Genomic DNA, 18,393 nt, shown 5'->3' with positions numbered 1-18,393 from the left:
TTTTTTGTTTGAAATTGCTTAATTTTGACTATAAATAAAAAATTAATCTATTATAATTAAAACTTATTTACTATCTAATTTTTAATAATTATTATTTTGAGCATTTTTCTTGACTTTTTGTAAAAAATAATTTGTGAAAACGCTGACTTTATGATATTCTATTTATATGGAAATAAATTATAAATTTTAAATTTCTTATTAATTCAAGATTTGTAGCTATTTCCGAGTGATTTGAAGGGAGTTGATTCTTTGTCTCTCAGTTCATCATCTGAGCGATTAATGGGAGCTACGATTACTATCTCCTTAGTACATGAACAAGCCGATAATCTTCTCCGTCAAGCTTTTGTTTTGCTCAAGGAACTTGAATTTCGCTTCAATGCTAACAGTACTGAGTCAGAATTAATGGAAATTAACTATCAGGCAGGTATTGCCCCTGTTAAAGTCCACCCTGATTTGTTTGAACTGATTTCATTAGGTCTAAAACACAGTCTAGCACCTAAAAGTCATCTCAATATTAGTATAGGGCCTTTGGTTCAAACCTGGCGTATTGGTTTTTCCGATGCAAAGGTTGCAAGCCCTGAAGAAATTGCTTCAGCCTTACCATTAATAGACCCTCATTTTATTAAACTCGATTCAGTCAATTCTACGGTCTTCCTAGAAAAAAAGGGAATGAAAATTGACTTAGGGTGTTTAGCAAAGGGCTATAGCGCGGATAAGGTTGCCACATTCTTGAAAGAGAATGGCGTTACTTCTGCTCTTATCAATCTTGGAGGAAACATCCTCACAATTGGTAATAACCAGGCAAAAAGCGGTCAACCTTGGCAAATCGGCATTCAAGATCCAACTCATACACGTGGTACTCACCTGATGACCTTATCAGTTACTGGGAAATCAGTTGTTACTTCGGGTATTTATGAACGGCACCTTGAAATTAATGGAAAGAATTATCATCACATTTTTGATAGTGAAACTGGCTATCCGATCGAAACGGATTTAGCGAGTTTAACCATAATATCTGACCGTTCAGTTGACGGTGAGATATGGACCACACGATTATTTGGCGAACGTAGCGCTTCTATTATGTGGCAAGTCGAAAATATTGAAGGTATAGAAGCCATCCTCATTGACAAAGATGGACACCTAGCTTGTTCATCTGGTATCCAACGATAAATTATTAATAATGAAAAAAGAGAAAGGAAAGCCCATGCTTAAACTTATTGCTATTGTAGGAACTAACTCAAAACGTTCCACAAACCGTCAACTGCTTCAATATATGCAGAAACACTTTGCTGATAAAGCAGAAATCGAATTGGTAGAAATTAAGGATCTACCTGTATTTAACAAACCAGCCGACAAACAAATTCCAGCTGAAGCTATGGAAATCGTAGCTAAAATCGAAGCAGCTGATGGTGTTATCATCGGTACACCAGAATACGACCACTCAATTCCAGCTGTTCTTATGAGCGCCCTAGCTTGGATTTCTTACGGAGTATTCCCACTTTTGAACAAACCAATTATGATTACAGGTGCTTCATATGGTACACTCGGTTCATCACGTGCTCAATTGCAACTTCGTCAAATTTTGAATGCACCTGAGATTAAAGCAAATGTTCTCCCTGATGAATTCTTGCTTTCTCATTCTCTTCAAGCATTTGATCAAAATGGTGACTTGGTAGATCTTGATGTCATCAAGAAATTGGATGCCATCTTTGATGACTTCCGTATCTTTGTTAAAGTTACTGAGAAATTGCGTAACGCACAAGAGCTTCTTCGCAAAGATGCTGAGGATTTTGATTGGGAAAATTTGTAAGATAGGAGATCGAAAGAATGAAATTTGTTGGACTTGTTGGATCAAACTACGATCAATCATATAACCGCAAACTCTTGGAGTTCATCCGCCGTCAGTTTAAATTTAAATTTGAACTAGAAGTTTTGGAAATCGATGAAGTTCCAATGTTTAACCAAGACGAAAAATGGGATGAAAGTTTCCAATTGCGTTTCTTGTATAACAAGATTACACGTGCTGATGGTGTCATCATCGCCACTCCTGAGCACAACCACACTATTTCTGCTTCACTTAAGTCAGTCCTTGAATGGCTTTCATACGAAGTTCATCCATTTGAAAACAAACCTGTTATGATTGTGGGAGCATCATACTACGACCAAGGTACTTCACGTGCCCAAGTTCATCTACGAAAGATTCTAGATGCACCAGGAGTAAATGCATACACATTACCAGGAAATGAATTCCTTCTTGGAAAAGCTAAAGAAGCTTTCGATAACGATGGAAACATCACCAACGAAGGAACTGTAAAATTCCTCGAAACTTGCTTGGATAATTTTGTCAAATACGTAGGAGTCGTTTCAAAATTGAAAAAACCAAAACCAATTGAACCAGAAGACTTGGATTGTGGAAAACCAATTGCCACAACTATCACAGAAGTTGACCCAGATGATCCAGAATGGGTAGAAAAAGTTGCAGAAATTACAGGTGCTGTTTCAGGTGATACATACGTCAAACTTGACCATGGTATTCTTACAGTAAACCAAATTGATATGTTCTTGAAAGCTATGCCTTTCGAATTGACATATGCTGATGATAACAACCAATTCCTTTACTACAACAATGTTCATCAAGACCCTAATACTATGTTTGCGAAGCGAGTTCCTTCCCAATCAGGTGGCCGAATGTCAACAATCCATGGTTCACTACCACCCGCACGTATGAAAAATGTAGAGTGGGTTATCGGTACACTTCGCAATGGAAACCAAGAATACGTACGTACCATTGTTCCAGGTTCTCCAGCTGGTGTCATTAATACTCACAACTACCAAGCTATGTACTATCCTGACGGATCATATGCAGGAATTAACGAAATCGTATTTAATTTCCAACCATGGCTTGACTGGTACCTACAAGAAACTGGTCAACGGCTAGTCGCTGGTAACGGATCTGTTCCCCCATCAACAAACCATGGTAGCGGAGCTGAATCTTCTAATAATAGTGCAGACGCAACTTCTGGAGCAAGCAAATAGTTATATTGTCAACTACATTTAGCTTCATCTTTACATAAAAACTCGGTTAGATAAATCTAACCGAGTTTTTCAATCTAAGAATTCGGATCATCCAAACTTCTTCCGTGCAAACCTTTTTCACGTTGGACCTGACGAAGTTTTTCTGGAGTGACATCATTACCCTCTTCATCCACCACTTTGATTCCTTCAACGTGATGACGAACTGCACGACGATAACCTTCGATGTATTCTTCACGAAGTTTGGCTTGTTCTACTTTTTCTTCCGCAGTCAAGCCTTCTGTTTTTTTCTTTCTAGCAAGCTCATTAATACGAGCGATTTTTTCTGGTGTCATATTTGGATCTCCAATCTACTTTTCAATTACTATTTTGTATTAAGAAGATTAAAAGCAGCCACTGTTTTTGCTTTATTGACAAGTTCAGCTAGAATAGCCAAACGATTATTCTTAACCTTCTGATCTTCAGCCATAACCATAGTGTTATCAAAGAAAGCATCAATAACTGGGCTAAGACCAAATAGTTGATCTAATTTATCACTTGCTGAACCTTTCAATTCAAGTTTTTCTACTGCTTGAGCTAATTCTTTTTCCTGGTCATTTTCAAAGAGACTTGCATCAACTTTGACTGAACCTTCTGCCTTTTCTGCTAGGTTAAAGGCACGAGATAATGACTCAACTGATGATTTGTAATCTTCAGTTTTCGCAGCTTCTGAAAGAGCTTCTGCGGCTGCAATCATATCAGAAACAACAAAGTTTGAACTTGCCAGAACAGCTTCTTTAATATCTTTTGCAGTAGAACCCATCATCTTATCAACACGAGCTTTGATGAAGTTAAGTACCTCTTCTTGGTTATCGTAAGTTAAACTATCAAACGATAAAGCATAAAGACTCGCAATCAACTCGTCCATTGGAATATGCCAACCGAAGTCCTCTAAGATTCGAACAATCCCTTGTGTTGCACGACGAAGGGCATAAGGGTCGTTTGAACCAGATGGAATCAAACCAACAGAGAAGAAAGATAAGAGAGTATCTAATTTATCGGCTAGTGCAAGAATTGCTCCAACTTTAGATTCAGGAAGAACTCCGTCAGCTGAATCTGGAAGATAGTGCTCTCGAATAGCTTGCGCCACTGCAGCATTTTCACCTGCAAGAAGAGCATACTTCTCACCCATGATTCCTTGCAATTCATCAAACTCACCGACCATACCAGTCAAGAGGTCAAACTTATAAATGGCAGCAGCACGAGCAAGATCAATAGATTCATCAACTGATAAACCAGCTTTTTCTGCTAGCAGGATAGCAATCTGCCCTGTACGAATCATGTGTTCACGAAGAGAACCAATCTTTTCATGGAAGGTAACATGTGAAAGTTTAGCAACTAAATCTTCAATCTTGAGTTTTTGGTCTTCACGCCAGAAGAATTCTCCATCTTCCAAACGGGCAACCAAGACTTTCTCATTTCCTCGAATGACATTTCCCAAGTGTTCAGCATTTCCGTTACGAACTGAAATGAAGTTTGGTCTTAGGTTTCCATCAAGATCACGGACAACAAAATAACGTTGATGAGTTTCCATTGAAGTAACCAAAACTTCTTCTGGAACTTCTAAGTACTTAGGATCAAAATTACCTATAAAAGCAGTTGGATATTCGACCAAGTTTAAGACTTCGTTTAAAAGTCCTTCCTCAATTTGAACTTTAACTCCTTCTTCTGCTTCAATAGTCTTGATCTGCTCACGAATCATATTTTCACGCTCAGTGCTATCTGCAATAACAAATACCTTTCGTAAGTCACTCTCATAAGTATCTGCATGCTGAATTTCTACATCGTGACCCAAGAAACGATGTCCACGGCTAACTCGTCCAGAGTGAATATCCAAGAAATCCAAATCAAGAGCTTCTTCATCCAATAGGACTATCAATGTATGCACTGGACGGATATATTCAAAACTGTTATTTGCCCAATGCATGCTAACTGGGAATGTTAAGCCAGCTAAAACATCTGCGACACCTACCAAAACATCCTTAGCTGGCTTTCCTGCTTCATGTTTCGTTACATAAACATATTCTTCCCCTTTAATTTCACGGAATTCGATATCTTCTACAGTCAATCCTTTTCCACGAACAAACCCTTCTGCTGCTTTAGAAAAGTTTCCTTCTGCATCCAAAGCAATTTTCTTAGAAGGTCCTTTAAAATCTTCAGTCAAATCAGTCTGCTGGTCTGCCAATCCAAGTACCCGGACTGCTAAACGTCTAGGAGTTGAAAATGTTTGAATCCCTTCATATGAAAGGCGGTTGTCATCCAAGAAGGCTGCCATTTTTTCACCCAGTTGTTTTTCACTTGGTGTGACAACGTAGGCTGGTAACTCTTCGAGTCCTAGTTCTACTAATAAGTTTTTTGTCATGTTTCTTCCTTTACACAATTAATGTTCTTCAACAAGACCTTTAGTAGTGGGGGACGCAAGCAAACCTTCGGTTTCATTGCTAACTGTCAAGCCTTAAGTCTAGTCAGTTCCCCAGTCGGATAAGAAACTTCTTATCCGACTTTCACTACAGAGGTCTTGTTTTATTTAGCGACCTACGGTCGACTTTCAGTCATTTATTCCTGTAATTCTGTCTATTCTTCCTCTTCTGCTAGAAGTTTTGCGCGTGTAGCTTCGTCAAGAAGTGGGTAGCCGAGTTTCTTACGTTCTGCAACGAAGGTCTTAGCTACGACACGGGCCAGGTTACGGATGCGAGCAATGTAACCGGCACGTTCTGTAACGGATACTGCTCCACGAGCATCTAGCAAGTTAAAAGTATGTGAACATTTCAAAACATAGTCATAGGCAGGGTGAACCAGACCCAACTCCAAAGCACGTCCTGCTTCTTTTTCAAATTTTTCGAAGTTTTCAAGAAGCATATCTTGGTCAGAAACTTCAAAGCTGTATTTTGAGTGTTCGTATTCTGGTTGAAGGAAGATTTCTCCATATTTAACTCCTGGAGCCCATTCGATATCATAAACAGAATCTACTTCCTGGATGTAGGAAGTCAAACGTTCTAGCCCATAGGTTACCTCAGCAGTAACAGGACCAGTTGGCAAACCACCGACTTGTTGGAAGTATGTGAACTGCGTGATTTCCATACCGTCAAGCCAAACTTCCCAACCAAGACCAGCAGAACCAGTTGATGGGTTTTCCCAGTTATCTTCAACGAAACGGATATCGTGTTCTAATGGATTGATACCTAATTTTTCCAAAGACTCAAGGTAAAGCTCTTGGATATTTGATGGAGATGGCTTCATAACCACTTGGAATTGGTGGTGTTGGTAGAGACGATTTGGGTTTTCTCCGTAACGACCGTCAGCAGGACGACGTGATGGCTCTACATAAGCCGCATTCCATGGCTCAGGACCAATAGCACGAAGGAAAGTGTAAGGACTCATTGTACCTGCACCCTTTTCATTATCATAAGCCTGCATCAGCATGCAACCCTGATCATTCCAGTATTGTTGTAAAGTAAGGATAATTTCCTGGAAAGTCAATTTTTTAGACATTGTTTTCTCCTTTTTCTATAATTTCTTGCGACACGAGTCTGCCTCGTCGATTATACGAGGCAAGACGAGTTAGTACTGCGTCTAGCTCAGGCAACCTAGTGATGAGCGTGGGGCAGTCCGACTGTAAGGAGGTCTCTGCCACTGACACAGTGAAATGTTAATTTCTTAGACATTGAATACTCCTTAATTTAAAATGATTTCTTGCGACCTAGAATACAAAAAGAACCGTGTCTTCGCTCCTAAGTCGTGTGACCTAGGGGCGTCAGAAACGCGGTTCCACCCTAATTTATTACTTCATTATTTTTTAAAAAATACCAAAAGCGCCACACTTATCTCTCAACCACCTGACTCCCACTACCACAGGCTCGCTTAGGATCTACTGATAAGATATTCTTTCTTGGGTCTATTATAACAAAATGAAATTCAAAAGTAAATTATTTTCATAAGGAATCTTTTCTAAATCATCTAAACTAGACACACCAATTTAACATCGTTGTCCCTTTTTTGCCCCTTTTTGAACAAAAAGAAAAAAACCGCTACTCCTAAGAATAGCGGTTTAATCATGTTTTTAAGCTACAAATGTAGTCGCTCTATTATTTAAGAGTAATAATTTGCAAATCCTATTTTCTCCCAGTATTAGTGGGTTAATTCCTCAATTTTCAACTCTGGCAGGAATTTGGTAGGTAAATTGATAATCCAAGATTATCTAAACTGCTTGTAATCTCTTCTGAAATTGTTGAATCACCTGAATAATACCAATGACTATATGTATTCAACGTGGTTGACTTATCAGCATGTCCTAATCGATATGAAACATATAAAGTATCCTTATGTAACACATTTATAAGATAAGATGCATGACTATGTCTTAATCCTTTCCCCGTAATTTCTGGTACACCAGTAATCTTAGCATGCCTTTTTATTATCCTAGAAATTGTAGACTTACACAAGGGGGCACCAAAACGTGATATTACATAATCTTTATCATTATTCTTGATTTGAACTTCTCGCCATTTTTTAAGTATTGTAATCGTAAAATCATCTAAATCAATTTTACGATTCCCTGCTACTGTCTTTGTTTGTTGTTTAGCATACCATACACCGTTTTTATCCTTCTCAATCGTCGAATGAACATGAATCCATTTACGTTCAAAATCAATATCTTCCCATTTAAGAGCAATACCCTCACTAACTCTTAAACCAGTCATAAAATATAACCAGATCGTCATGTAATTATGGAGTCCCTCATACTCACTAATATCAAAAGAGTTTATTACCTTCTTAAATTCATCAAATGTCCAAAATTTTGTATCAGGGTGCTTTCCTCTAGGATTATCTAATCCTTTAAAAGGAACTCTATCAATATAACCCAATCTTTCTGCATAGCCCAGACATGCTTTAAATCTAGACCACATATTTTTAGCATAGTTACTAGAATACTTGTCTATAATAGCTAAGCGAAATCTTTCACAGTCAATAGTACTAATATCTGATAATTTTTTACTACCAAATTGCTTAATAAATAACTGATGATGTGGTAAAGCGGTTTGATAAGTTACAAATTGAACTTTTTGTTGATAATATTTTAAATAAATCTCTTCCATAAACTCTCTAAAAGTTAGAAAACTATTATTAATAGTAGAGTTCACAAATTCATGTTTTAAACGAAGTATCTCTTCATATGCTTCCTTAAAAGAATTAAACGGTAGTCCCTGTTGATTTTTCCTTCCTTTCTTTTGAATTCTTTTCCCAGTTATTGGATCAACTCCTAATTCAATTTGAAAATAAATTTTTCCTTTTGAATCTTTGTATACACCTTTATATTTCTTTGTCTTTGATATAACCATTTTTCTCACCTTCTATATCTGAAAAAGAAATACCAATTAAATTTTCTACAATATTTTTAGGAGCAATGCCTAACCTTTTATTATCGAAAGGTGAACATCCTAATTGTACCGCATTCTTATCATTTTTTCTAGCTTCTTCAAACTTTTTTACCGCAATCTTTTTTGCTTGTCTAATAATATTTCTCGATGTGTGCTCTGGAAAACCAATCGCAACTAAATCTTTATAGTTTACTGTTTCCATGATTTTACTACTTCCTTTCTTAGATTTTTTCACCTCCATGGCATGACTGATGAAGTCATCATAAGAATTTCACTTGCTGCTCTTTTACGGTGGCAGCCTGAACGGTCAGAAGTATCATTGTATATCATTTGTATCATGGCATATAAAGTATCGCTCTATTTTATTGATGGTTTTAATATCGCTCTTATCATGGCGAGCCATTCAAAACTGCTCCACAAATGAGGAAAGTACCATTTTGGACTATTCAATTGTCAATGTGCTTTCTTAACCTAATACTTTTTGGAGTAATGGTCTTCTTTATTATCCACTCGACCTACAAGGTAATCTAAACTTACATTATAAAAATCTGCAAGTTTGATAAGGTCATCTATAGAGATTAATCTGGTACCTGATTCCATTTTAGAATATGCTGATCTTGTACAATTTAAGATTGTTTTTGCAACATACTCTTGTGTCAAATCAGTATCCTCGCGTAAATCTCTAATCCTTTTCAACATCTAATGTCTCCTAAAATAAGTATAGTATAGTTGATTTCTTATTTTATGAAATGTGACAAATTGGCACACGAAAGTCTTTTATACATACTTATTAGGAAAGTATTTACTCTATATGTATCTCTTTTTCCTTGTTAGATTTCATATTTTGTTTTTTCTTATATTTCTTTATTGTTTTATTAAACATTTCAAATAAATTTATTGCTTCTCTGTGTTGTTCCTTCAGTGTTTCAATCTTTCCTTTATATATGCATAAATCCTTCTCTATTGTATCTACTGAACTTTTACCTTGAATACTATTTTCTAAATTGCTAGAACTATTTGTCGTATTATTCAACAATACTTCCTCTAAATTAGTTAAATCATCAATTTTATTTTGGACTTGTTCAATCATATTCTCTAGATATGATATTTGGGCAATGAAATCATTTGTTATATCTTCAAAATCATTCGAACTATTTTCCGCAGATATAAGAAAATCTAATTGTTCTATTTTTTCTTTAATTTTGCTAAGAGAAATTCTTCTATACATATACTGCGTTTCATACTGAAGATTAAATTGTCTAATCAAAGTTTTACCTTTCATAAAGCGATTTTTTTCTGCTGAATCTTTATGATATACATAGTAAGAACTAGTTTCTCTGAGAAATACTTTAACTTTTTCTTCTTCCATAGTGATTTGAATATTTGGTACAAAAATAAGTCCTTCTTGTCGGATACCAAACTGTACCTTAATGTAAATTCCATCGTCTACTACTTCTTCTATTTGATTAAGATTCAACTCTACTTCAAACTCATGAACAGCATCCCTATTTCTCTTGAAATCTTGATAGGATTTCCATACCACATCTTCTGTCGGCAACTTTTTTTCTTTAATTAGCTTTTCTTCATTGTAAAGCTCAACTAAATTGTTATTATCTAAGACAAAAGTTTCATTTTTGTTATTAAAATAGTCTTGAAAATAACTAACACTATACTGATTCGATTTTACCAATTCCTGCTCTGAAAGCTTAATCCCATCAAACTCAAATAGAACATGTTTTGCTTTCGGAATTATTTTTAAGCCAAAAAATTCTGCTTGTTGAATCAATTCATTCATATTCTTCATTTTTGGAAGCAAAAATTCTAAGATGTTTATTATTTCCCTTTGAACAAACTTTTTCTTAAAATATGTTTCATTATAAGGTTGTTTTCTATTCAATTTATTATCACGTACGACTTGTTTCATATTTGAATCAGTCATAAAAAAAGTAACATGCTTGTGTCTAAAATCAATTTTTAAATGTAAAGCTTTTGCTTTTTTCTTGAAATCTTCAAAATTTTTCGAGTTCTCGATTAGAAAATATACTCGTTGTTTTATTTCATATTTGTAATTTGTTTTGCGATAAACTTCATACTGATGATGAGAATAACGATTTTCTATAATTTTTGCGCCTACAATTTTTGAAAGACGATCTGAAACCATTCTTAGATTACGTTCTGCTTTATAATCCCATAGAAATTTTTTATCAGAATTCTGATCAATTGAATTTAGGATGATGTGATTGTGGATATGATCTTTATCGACATGAGTTGCTACAATAAAACGAAATCTACCTGCTGTCAACTCTTTAGCTGTCTCATAACCAATTCGATTGATTTGTTCAGGAGTGAGATGGTCATCTGGAGAAAAGGACTGAATGATGTGATGAGAATGAATTTTTCGTTGATTTACTTCATGCCTATCATGACGAAATTCATAAAGAGTATCATTACTTAAAAAATTATCATTGTACATCTTCACTAGTTCTTTATAACTAGGAAAATCTAAATAATTTCTCATACCAAAATCTGAAACTAGTGTTAGATTTTTTGTTTTACTTGGATTCAAAATATATTTGATTAGTTTACTACGATAATTTTTTCCATGAATCGCAAAGTGTTTAGTGATGACCATAAAATTTCCTCAATTTTTCAGATCGAATAAGAAAATCTTTCTCCACTTCTACTATTAACTCTTCTATACCTTTTCTCAACTCATTTAATTCAACTTCCGTTATTAAATTCGAATAATTTATGCTTCTAGCTATTTGATTAATATTATTTCCGATTCGTTTTAATTCAAAAATCAAATCTTGATAACTATTTGTATCAATGGTGATAAAATTTATACCAGGATCTAGTAGAGTTCGTCTAGCATATTCTGAGAATGATAAGCAGTTACTTTTTGAGATATTTTCATTTAATTTGACTAATTCTAGGTCAGATAAAAAGACTTTTTTTAAATTTGTTCTATATCGGTGCTCCACTCTACTACCTCATGTATTTGTTACGAAAATCTTCACTAAGAGAACCTGTTTTTTCTACCTCTTTAATTAATTCCTGAATACAAGTTAACAAAATAGAAACATGTTCGTGAGTAACCTGATGATTTGTTTTAGCAATTATGAATACTTCATGAACATCACGGCTAATTTGTTCCAACTTTTGTTTTTTCCAAAGGTTGAACCATTTTTCTATCTGTTTTTGTCCATTAGACAATAGTAAGCTTTTACGGAGAAAATCAGAAAAATTATCCTCTCCTTTCTCTCTCATTAAATCTAGTATTTGTTTTTCTTCCGTTTCTGTTAAGCGAAATTGTTTCCGAATACTACGTATATCTCTTTTCACATGATTTTTCCTCCTTCATTGATACCTGTACTGACAATGTAAGCTTACAGACACTGTCAGTACGTTTTACAAAATAGATTCAACATTTTTGTAAGGCTTTGCGAGCTCAGATATTGTGTCCACAATATCCCAAATATCATATCGTCTGCCATTTCAAACCTCACGGTTCAAAAAAACAAACGATATGACAATGTGGTGGCACGCCCCCAAACCCCCAAGATAAATCTAAATTAAAAAAAAGTATAACAAATACTTTTTGATAAAATTATCACAGAAAAAGAGCCCTGTCGGACTCTTACAAATTAAAACAATGTCTCTGATATTCATACTGTCTAATGCCACTACTGTCTTTGTTCATCTTGATAGAAAAAACAAAGTAATGATCACGACCGTCTAAAGATTTGCTTTTATTAAGTTTAAAATAATGTTTTTGAGACATAGCCATTGTGCGTAAAATGTCATCAGTGATAAATGTTAATGGTATATCTAAAGCTGAATACTTGTAAAAATCTGATTCAAACCGTAAATAAGAATCCGAAAAATAATCTAGTTGCAATTTATCATCATATAATTCTTTCCGATTCATCTAGACTCTCTCCTTCTATCTGAATATCGAGTATATCTTCCCATTTTAATCGTAGAAAACCAGTGTCTGTTTTAATAGATATAGACTCTTTTCTAATTTCTTTTACAATACCTGATACTACTTTTCTTCTACTTGAATGCTTAAAAACAAAAGTTGCAGGGAATACATTCGTATAAAGTTGACGAACAAATAGAACTTTCTCTTCCATTGATAGGGAAATGGAGATATCATCTTTATTTTTTTCTTCCCAAAGAGAACTTGAATGCTCTGACAAAAAGAATCCCATCCACTTAGCCATTCCACGATCTTGATACTCTCTTGCAGACAAAAAAGGTAAATAAGAACGATTTATCATTTTAGCCCATCTAATCCTCCAGCTGAATGTCCTCCGATGAGTTTACTCCTTGCAATTGTTCTAGAAGCCTGGTCTAGGGCATTTCCTTTCAATAATGAAGTAAAACCAAATTCTGTTCGAATAGCATCGATTGCGGACTGGAGCCTTTCTTCTTTTTCTATTTTCTCAATATCATCAAACAATGAAATCAATCCAAAAGATCCGTCTACTAAACCTGAATAGTTAACTGCAACATTCCTGATTGCACCTGAAGTATATTTAGTATGAAATAACTTTAAAACGTAGTTTGTCAGTTGTGCTGTTTGATTGGTCGGCTCAATCTTCATTTGAGTATGAATAGATCTCTTCTGTTCCACTTTAGAATACCCTAAGTGTATAGAAACGACTGTTGCTTTTTTACCTGCTCTTCTCAATCTAACCGCAACTTGTTCTGCCATTTCACGAAGTATAATTTCAATATCTCTTTGCTTTACATAATCTCTAGGTAAAACTTGCGAGTTCCCTATCCCTTTTGACTTCGGCTTATATGGTTTATGAACATTGCTTTCGTCAATCCCATTGGCATGAAACCATAACTCTAGACCCATAATGCCAAGCTCTTTTTTTATCAAGTCTGGATTAGCCTGTGCCAATTCTTTAATCGAAAAGATACTTAGATTATGTAATCTCTTCTCCATTCGATTTCCAATTCCCCAGAAATCTGTCATTTTAGGAATAGTCCATACTTTCTTTTCAACATCTTCATAGGACCAATTGGCTCTCATTGTCGGAGTTCTTTTAGCTTCATTATCAAGTGCCAACTTAGCTAATAAGGGATTGGCATTAGACATACCTACCGTAGAATAGATTCCTGTTTTTCTCCAGATCTTTTTTTGCATTGCAGCTGAAATGATATCTAACTTATCTTTCCGTCCAATACTTTTATCTGACACAAAATAATTTAATGAACTGGTTAAATCAATAAATCCTTCATCAATTGAATAGGGATAAATATCGTCTGGTGCCGCAAAATCTTGAAAGATTTTTTGAATATCCATATTGACTTCAATATAAGTATCCATTCTCGGAGGAACAATCACAGTTGATTTTGCCCATTCCTCAATATAACGGACATAATCTATCGTTGTCGGTAAGCCTTGTTTTCTAGCATTATAGTAAGAAAATTTTCGAGTCTTTATATCAAATGGTAAATCATAGGAACGTCCAACATTTGATTTCCCAAATACCTTTTTAAACATAGGAGAGGAAGCAAGGATTAAACCAGCAGAATTATCTGCACGGCTCATAACACAAAGCGAAGTCTTAAGTGGGTGTAATCCTCTATCTACACATTCTACACTTGCGTAAAAAGATTTCATATCAATAAAGGCAATGTCACTTTTAGGTTCGAGACTATAATCAAACCAACTCATACTTAGTCCTCTAAAGGCATAAAGTTCCCAATGATTTTCCCTATAATGCGAGGATTCTCATCATATGGCGCAAACTTATCTGAATAGTTCCGATTGAGTGAAACTAAACGAAGCCCATTTTCTTCACGATAAACTTTCTTTATATAAGTTTGACCATCCCAATCTATCGCATAAATAGCTCCGTCATAATCAAATCCTGTTTGCTTAATAAGAGCAACTGAACCATTTTCATATGTCGGTTCCATTGAATTACCAAACACCCATGATGCAAAGTCATAATCAAATTGATGATTGAAGTAAACTGTATCGTAATTACCATCATCAAAATAAGCTGTTCCTGTACCAGCTGATAATTTTTCATAGACCTTATAAGCAAATCGTTCAGAAACTTCTAAAACTTTGAAGTTTTGATTGTTCAGCAGTTCTTTAGCATAATGAAGTGTTGCTTCTTGATTCCTTTCCGTTAGTTTGAGATAGGTTTCTACTATTTCATACTCTGATTCAAAATATCGAGGGTCTACATTCAAAATCTCACTCAATTTGCTTAGATTATTTTGATTCGGTTTTGTTTTACCTGATTCCCAATTAAAGTACGAAGCTCTACTAATTCCCAAACTGGATGCAAGTTGAGATTGAGATAATCCTTGACTTTCTCTTTTTTCTTTTAATTTAGTAGGTGAAAACATTTGTTCTCCTTTTGTAAGTTTATTAACTAACAAAAGAATACCATAGCTTGTTGAAAAAATCAAGAGTTTAATAACCCCCCAAGATTTAAAATAATCATAAACTGTGCTTAATTTGTACTTACATTGTTAGGAAACCATCACTTAAGAAAGTTATAACTTTTGAAAAAGATAAAGAACCAGAAAAAATAGAAAATAAAAAAAGGATCGTTATTTTTTTAATGACGATCCAATAGACTATATTTTAAAACTCATGATCTAACAACCATTTCGATTAGTTAAATCTTTCAATCTTTCTTCTCCTAATTTAAGCATATTCTTCTCTACCTGACTCCACTCGCCAAACAGTAAGTCTTGAAGAATATCTGCTGCTGAAGTCTTATCTTCTTTTGAATCATATACACAACTTCTATCTCTTTGATAAATTTGAATTCTTTCAAAGATAGCTAATTCTTCCAGTTGTCGTGTATTATCAACGATACTGTTCACTATTAGGTCATGAAGTTCTCTAGTATTCGCTCGTGTCTAGTCGAAATTAATAGCATATAGTCCTTTATTTTAGATAAGTATGCTATAATTGAACAGTTCAGATTTTGTGGTGATTAAATCTAATTGAACATTATCCTCTTACTTTTCAATAATTCTGTTAGTTCTTTGGTTCGTCAACCGTTCGCAAGTTTACCTTGATTAAAAGATTATAGCTCATATCACTTAATTTTTCTACAAAGGAATCCACCAGTTTACCTGAAAATCGTTTGGTGTTTTCAATACTATCCTTTCCATAAATTATTGGAGATTCAGATAATGTGGATGCTGCGCTCCAAAATTATAACCATCAATAATGATTATATTGCCCTGAAACTCTTTAAGTTTGATATAATAAACAGTTGTCTTTATACTTCGCATTGTCCACGTAGTAAGATAACTATTGGATTTTGGCACATTTACTATCCTTTCATTAGTATTCGAATATTGCGATCTACGGCACGGGCAAACTCATTCTCACTATAATCATGTAAATTCATTAAGCTACCATTCACTTTTCTGATTTTTTTAGCATGTACACGATACATCTACTGTAACGTTGCAGTTCTTCTAAAGTAGACAGCAGATAGATGTTGGTATTCACTATAACAGACATGTCATCATTCATCAAAATCCACGGATTAGTCACATCATCAAAGGAAATATATTGAATGTATTGATAACGATAAAGTCGAGTTAAGATATTCCTCCCACATTCCTTGATTAAAGTCAGTTCGTAATCTTCAACTGTATTTAACATCTTTTCTCCACCCATAATATCTACGGAGGATACGTTGAACTTCTGGCAAATACTATAATATCAGTTCTGCTAAAATTAGACTTGTACCGTTCTAGTAACGACTAATGGTATTGCATAAAGTATCCCAAATTCGTGCAAATTATGGTTGTGTCATGTCAAGTGACTTTCGTAAAGATTTGATATGGTCTCCAACCATGGCAATTTCTTTTTACTTTATAATACTATTGCAACATTTAGAAATCATGGAGACTGGGTAAAAAATCTTTAAAATCAAAAAAACGCATAATATCAAGTGTTAAAACCTTGATACTATACGTTTTATTGTGGAAAGATTTACTTCATTTTCTCCTGAAATTGAGTTTTTGCCCAGTTTCAAAATTCAATTTTAAGTTGAATTTACAGTTTTATAACAAAATTATTTAATAGGTCTATTAAATAATTAGAAAAATCAAAGTAATACCTTCAAGTAGCCAAACCAGGGGGAGATATTTATTTAGTTATTGCTACCTAAGCATGTCTGGATCCACAAATAATCTAACTTCTCCAGTTTGATCATCAACAATAGCTTTTACTTCGACCACCTTATTATAAACCCGTTAGAGGAAGTTATGTCAAGCCTTAGCCGAATAACATCATCTGAATTTCCAAACCCACTCGTTAGGGTTCTAAATGTTTTTTTCATAATAGATTAGTTACCTGCAGTAGATACTGAGGAACCAGTTGATATAGAGCTACCGCAACTACCAGCACATGCAAAGCTACCTCCAGTCGCAAATGAACCCGCAGTAGTGAAACCTGCTAGCTCCGCTTCATCAAATTGCTCTTCTATATAAACATCTTCCATAACACTGGGATTAATAGTAGAGATAGTAGTGTTATAAATATTTTCCATTTTCAATACCCTTTTTCTATGATAAATTAATCAAACTAACCGAAGGACGATGCACTGCCTGCGCTTGAAGCAGTAGCTGTACAACTTCCAAAAGTCGATGCAGAGGAAAATGATGAAGCAGAACCCCATGTTCCAGCCATATTATCCATTTCCAACTGTTCCTCTACAAAAAGGTCCGTTGAGCTTACTAATTCAATATCAATAATATTTTCCATTTTTATCCTTTTCTAAAATATTTTTCTGATGTCATTATTACCCAATACTAGAAGCTGAAGAAGCTGAAGCAACCGTTGATGCTGGACAAGAACCTGAACTTGCTGAGCTAATAGTGCCCCATGAAGCTGCCATATTATCCATTTCTAACTGTTCTTCCAAAAAAAGTTCTTCAGTAATAAATGGATTTATTTCTTCTAGAATATGTTCCATTATTCTATTCCTCCTCTCTTTATAATTTAAAAATACATTAACTGTTGCATAAGATTATCACCGCTCTCAATTACAATTCACGTATTTTTAATCTCCCCCGGTACTAGCAGGTTAAAATAGAATTTAACCTGCTAGTACCGGGGGACATTTATATCGTAAGATAAGTTATTTTTTAATAGGGGATATTTTCAAATTTCCCGAATTCTTCTTTTTTCCAAACAATAAACCACTAAAGTGAATACAAAAAACAAGATAAACAATAAAAAGAGAGAGAGTTCTTTGGATAACCACATTTTTTCACTTATATTCATTTCAAATAAAATAAAATCATTCAAAATTATCAGGGGATTCCAAAAAAGATACGGGTAAAATATCGTGACTTCCTTCCCTAATAAACTAGCGAATAAAGTTGGCATTGAGATTGAAAACATCAATATCAAATTTACAGGTGTCATGATTGCATTAACTTTAGACACACTCTTAATAAATAAGGAAATTAATATTCCTAATGGATACATCACTATAAAAATAATATTTGAAGCAATACTAAGGGGGATAATGTGAGTATACATATTTTTCACTATTGATAAGAACAAAAGTAAAAGAGGTAATTGGAATACATTAAACAACAAGAGCATAGCTACAAAAGTACCAATATAAAATTCTAGATTACTAACATCAGTATGTGATAAAAAATTAAAAAAATTTGTTTGTCTTTTTTCTGTAAAACTACTAATGTTTAAAGTGAAAGAGAATGATAAAGCGAGTAGCATCAAACTCATAGGTAAAAATTGCCCATAGATTAACAAACTTATAGTATCTGTATTATTTAATATATTTTTAATTGCTAAACCAACAATTAAAAATACAGTAGATGGAATAATTGAACTGATAATGATTCCATAATTTCTCATATTTTCTAAAAAACTAAACTTAATCATCCGTAATATTTTTTTCAA

The 18,393-nt window shown here is 34.3% G+C and carries 20 protein-coding genes and 2 pseudogenes; 3 read left to right on the top strand and 19 right to left on the bottom strand.

The window, feature by feature from the left end; translation table 11 throughout:
• Nucleotides 1–249 precede the first annotated feature (249 nt).
• Genes BQ2679_RS06660 through BQ2679_RS06650 form a run of 3 tightly spaced genes read left to right on the top strand, consistent with a single transcriptional unit; the run spans nt 250 to nt 3,036 of the window.
• Nucleotides 250–1,170, top strand: a complete 921-nt coding sequence (locus tag BQ2679_RS06660) for an FAD:protein FMN transferase (protein WP_075567450.1) — start codon at nt 250–252, stop codon at nt 1,168–1,170.
• Between the two features lie 34 nt (nt 1,171–1,204).
• Nucleotides 1,205–1,810: an NADPH-dependent FMN reductase gene (locus BQ2679_RS06655; RefSeq protein WP_075567449.1), complete on the top strand. Its 606-nt coding sequence runs from the start codon at nt 1,205–1,207 to the stop codon at nt 1,808–1,810.
• 17 nt (nt 1,811–1,827) lie between these two features.
• On the top strand, nt 1,828–3,036 hold the full coding sequence (locus tag BQ2679_RS06650; RefSeq protein ID WP_075567448.1) for an NAD(P)H-dependent oxidoreductase: 1,209 nt from the start codon (nt 1,828–1,830) through the stop codon (nt 3,034–3,036).
• Nucleotides 3,037–3,110: 74 nt separating this feature from the next.
• Here the strand turns inward: BQ2679_RS06650 and BQ2679_RS06645 are convergent, their stop codons facing one another.
• The 19 genes and pseudogenes from BQ2679_RS06645 to BQ2679_RS06555 all read right to left on the bottom strand — a co-directional run bounded on the left by BQ2679_RS06645 (nt 3,111) and on the right by BQ2679_RS06555 (nt 18,393).
• Entirely contained in the window at nt 3,111–3,368 is a 258-nt protein-coding gene (locus BQ2679_RS06645) for a DUF896 family protein (RefSeq protein ID WP_075567447.1), read from the bottom strand.
• 29 nt (nt 3,369–3,397) lie between these two features.
• Complete coding sequence (glyS, locus tag BQ2679_RS06640) at nt 3,398–5,434, bottom strand: glycine--tRNA ligase subunit beta (protein WP_075567446.1); 2,037 nt, start codon at nt 5,432–5,434, stop codon at nt 3,398–3,400.
• Nucleotides 5,435–5,646: 212 nt separating this feature from the next.
• Entirely contained in the window at nt 5,647–6,564 is a 918-nt protein-coding gene (gene glyQ, locus BQ2679_RS06635) for a glycine--tRNA ligase subunit alpha (RefSeq protein WP_075567445.1), read from the bottom strand.
• A gap of 659 nt (nt 6,565–7,223) precedes the next feature.
• Nucleotides 7,224–8,411, bottom strand: a complete 1,188-nt coding sequence (locus tag BQ2679_RS06630; protein ID WP_075567444.1) for a tyrosine-type recombinase/integrase — start codon at nt 8,409–8,411, stop codon at nt 7,224–7,226.
• Nucleotides 8,383–8,652, bottom strand: a complete 270-nt coding sequence (locus BQ2679_RS06625) for a DUF3173 family protein (RefSeq protein ID WP_000450956.1) — start codon at nt 8,650–8,652, stop codon at nt 8,383–8,385. Before BQ2679_RS06625 ends, BQ2679_RS06630 begins: the two co-directional genes overlap by 29 nt.
• 269 nt (nt 8,653–8,921) lie before the next feature.
• The gene (locus BQ2679_RS06615) at nt 8,922–9,149 is read right to left on the bottom strand and encodes a helix-turn-helix domain-containing protein (RefSeq protein ID WP_037606785.1); all 228 of its coding nucleotides are present in this window, start codon (nt 9,147–9,149) and stop codon (nt 8,922–8,924) included.
• Nucleotides 9,150–9,252: 103 nt separating this feature from the next.
• On the bottom strand, nt 9,253–11,082 hold the full coding sequence (locus tag BQ2679_RS06610) for an SAG1250 family conjugative relaxase (RefSeq protein ID WP_075567443.1): 1,830 nt from the start codon (nt 11,080–11,082) through the stop codon (nt 9,253–9,255).
• Nucleotides 11,069–11,434 (bottom strand): MobC family plasmid mobilization relaxosome protein, encoded by a 366-nt coding sequence (locus BQ2679_RS06605; RefSeq protein WP_037606789.1) that lies wholly within the window; start codon nt 11,432–11,434, stop codon nt 11,069–11,071. Before BQ2679_RS06605 ends, BQ2679_RS06610 begins: the two co-directional genes overlap by 14 nt.
• Before the next feature lie 4 nt (nt 11,435–11,438).
• Entirely contained in the window at nt 11,439–11,795 is a 357-nt protein-coding gene (locus BQ2679_RS06600) for an SAG1252 family conjugative relaxosome accessory protein (protein WP_037606791.1), read from the bottom strand.
• A gap of 295 nt (nt 11,796–12,090) precedes the next feature.
• Nucleotides 12,091–12,381, bottom strand: coding sequence for a DUF5960 family protein (locus BQ2679_RS06595; protein WP_037606793.1), 291 nt, complete (start codon nt 12,379–12,381; stop codon nt 12,091–12,093).
• Complete coding sequence (locus BQ2679_RS06590) at nt 12,359–12,736, bottom strand: hypothetical protein (RefSeq protein WP_075567442.1); 378 nt, start codon at nt 12,734–12,736, stop codon at nt 12,359–12,361. Before BQ2679_RS06590 ends, BQ2679_RS06595 begins: the two co-directional genes overlap by 23 nt.
• Nucleotides 12,733–14,148, bottom strand: coding sequence for a Y-family DNA polymerase (locus tag BQ2679_RS06585; RefSeq protein WP_075567441.1), 1,416 nt, complete (start codon nt 14,146–14,148; stop codon nt 12,733–12,735). The genes BQ2679_RS06590 and BQ2679_RS06585 overlap by 4 nt, the downstream gene beginning before the upstream one ends.
• A gap of 2 nt (nt 14,149–14,150) precedes the next feature.
• Entirely contained in the window at nt 14,151–14,834 is a 684-nt protein-coding gene (locus tag BQ2679_RS06580; protein ID WP_075567440.1) for a LexA family transcriptional regulator, read from the bottom strand.
• Between the two features lie 255 nt (nt 14,835–15,089).
• Nucleotides 15,090–15,856, bottom strand: a pseudogene (locus BQ2679_RS11100) (zeta toxin family protein).
• An 11-nt stretch (nt 15,857–15,867) separates the two neighbouring features.
• A pseudogene (locus BQ2679_RS10870) lies at nt 15,868–16,312 on the bottom strand (XRE family transcriptional regulator).
• A gap of 492 nt (nt 16,313–16,804) precedes the next feature.
• Nucleotides 16,805–17,008 carry a thiocillin family RiPP gene (locus BQ2679_RS06565; RefSeq protein ID WP_075567439.1) on the bottom strand — a complete coding sequence of 68 codons (204 nt, stop codon included), beginning with the start codon at nt 17,006–17,008 and terminating at the stop codon, nt 16,805–16,807.
• 35 nt (nt 17,009–17,043) lie between these two features.
• Nucleotides 17,044–17,223 (bottom strand): thiocillin family RiPP, encoded by a 180-nt coding sequence (locus tag BQ2679_RS06560; RefSeq protein WP_075567438.1) that lies wholly within the window; start codon nt 17,221–17,223, stop codon nt 17,044–17,046.
• Between the two features lie 37 nt (nt 17,224–17,260).
• Nucleotides 17,261–17,434: a thiocillin family RiPP gene (locus BQ2679_RS10740; protein ID WP_142324053.1), complete on the bottom strand. Its 174-nt coding sequence runs from the start codon at nt 17,432–17,434 to the stop codon at nt 17,261–17,263.
• A 188-nt stretch (nt 17,435–17,622) separates the two neighbouring features.
• Nucleotides 17,623–18,393: a hypothetical protein gene (locus BQ2679_RS06555; RefSeq protein ID WP_142324052.1), complete on the bottom strand. Its 771-nt coding sequence runs from the start codon at nt 18,391–18,393 to the stop codon at nt 17,623–17,625.

The sequence above is a fragment of the Streptococcus timonensis genome, assembly GCF_900095845.1.
GTDB classification, from domain to species: domain Bacteria; phylum Bacillota; class Bacilli; order Lactobacillales; family Streptococcaceae; genus Streptococcus; species Streptococcus timonensis.
The sequence above is the reverse complement of the archived record's forward strand: the minus strand, read 5'-3'. Positions and strand labels throughout refer to the sequence as shown.

What these genes read in the sequence shown, in the direction of transcription:
- BQ2679_RS06650 (WP_075567448.1), top strand. Translation starts at nt 1,828, where the DNA reads ATGAAATTTGTTGGACTTGTTGGATCAAACTACGATCAATCATATAAC.
- BQ2679_RS06580 (WP_075567440.1), bottom strand. Translation starts at nt 14,834, where the DNA reads ATGTTTTCACCTACTAAATTAAAAGAAAAAAGAGAAAGTCAAGGATTA.
- BQ2679_RS06585 (WP_075567441.1), bottom strand. Translation starts at nt 14,148, where the DNA reads ATGAGTTGGTTTGATTATAGTCTCGAACCTAAAAGTGACATTGCCTTT.
- BQ2679_RS06630 (WP_075567444.1), bottom strand. Translation starts at nt 8,411, where the DNA reads ATGGTTATATCAAAGACAAAGAAATATAAAGGTGTATACAAAGATTCA.
- BQ2679_RS06655 (WP_075567449.1), top strand. Translation starts at nt 1,205, where the DNA reads ATGCTTAAACTTATTGCTATTGTAGGAACTAACTCAAAACGTTCCACA.
- BQ2679_RS06560 (WP_075567438.1), bottom strand. Translation starts at nt 17,223, where the DNA reads ATGGAAAATATTATTGATATTGAATTAGTAAGCTCAACGGACCTTTTT.
- BQ2679_RS06565 (WP_075567439.1), bottom strand. Translation starts at nt 17,008, where the DNA reads ATGGAAAATATTTATAACACTACTATCTCTACTATTAATCCCAGTGTT.
- BQ2679_RS06590 (WP_075567442.1), bottom strand. Translation starts at nt 12,736, where the DNA reads ATGATAAATCGTTCTTATTTACCTTTTTTGTCTGCAAGAGAGTATCAA.
- BQ2679_RS06645 (WP_075567447.1), bottom strand. Translation starts at nt 3,368, where the DNA reads ATGACACCAGAAAAAATCGCTCGTATTAATGAGCTTGCTAGAAAGAAA.
- glyS (WP_075567446.1), bottom strand. Translation starts at nt 5,434, where the DNA reads ATGACAAAAAACTTATTAGTAGAACTAGGACTCGAAGAGTTACCAGCC.
- BQ2679_RS06610 (WP_075567443.1), bottom strand. Translation starts at nt 11,082, where the DNA reads ATGGTCATCACTAAACACTTTGCGATTCATGGAAAAAATTATCGTAGT.
- BQ2679_RS06625 (WP_000450956.1), bottom strand. Translation starts at nt 8,652, where the DNA reads ATGGAAACAGTAAACTATAAAGATTTAGTTGCGATTGGTTTTCCAGAG.
- BQ2679_RS06595 (WP_037606793.1), bottom strand. Translation starts at nt 12,381, where the DNA reads ATGAATCGGAAAGAATTATATGATGATAAATTGCAACTAGATTATTTT.
- BQ2679_RS10740 (WP_142324053.1), bottom strand. Translation starts at nt 17,434, where the DNA reads ATGGAACATATTCTAGAAGAAATAAATCCATTTATTACTGAAGAACTT.
- glyQ (WP_075567445.1), bottom strand. Translation starts at nt 6,564, where the DNA reads ATGTCTAAAAAATTGACTTTCCAGGAAATTATCCTTACTTTACAACAA.
- BQ2679_RS06615 (WP_037606785.1), bottom strand. Translation starts at nt 9,149, where the DNA reads ATGTTGAAAAGGATTAGAGATTTACGCGAGGATACTGATTTGACACAA.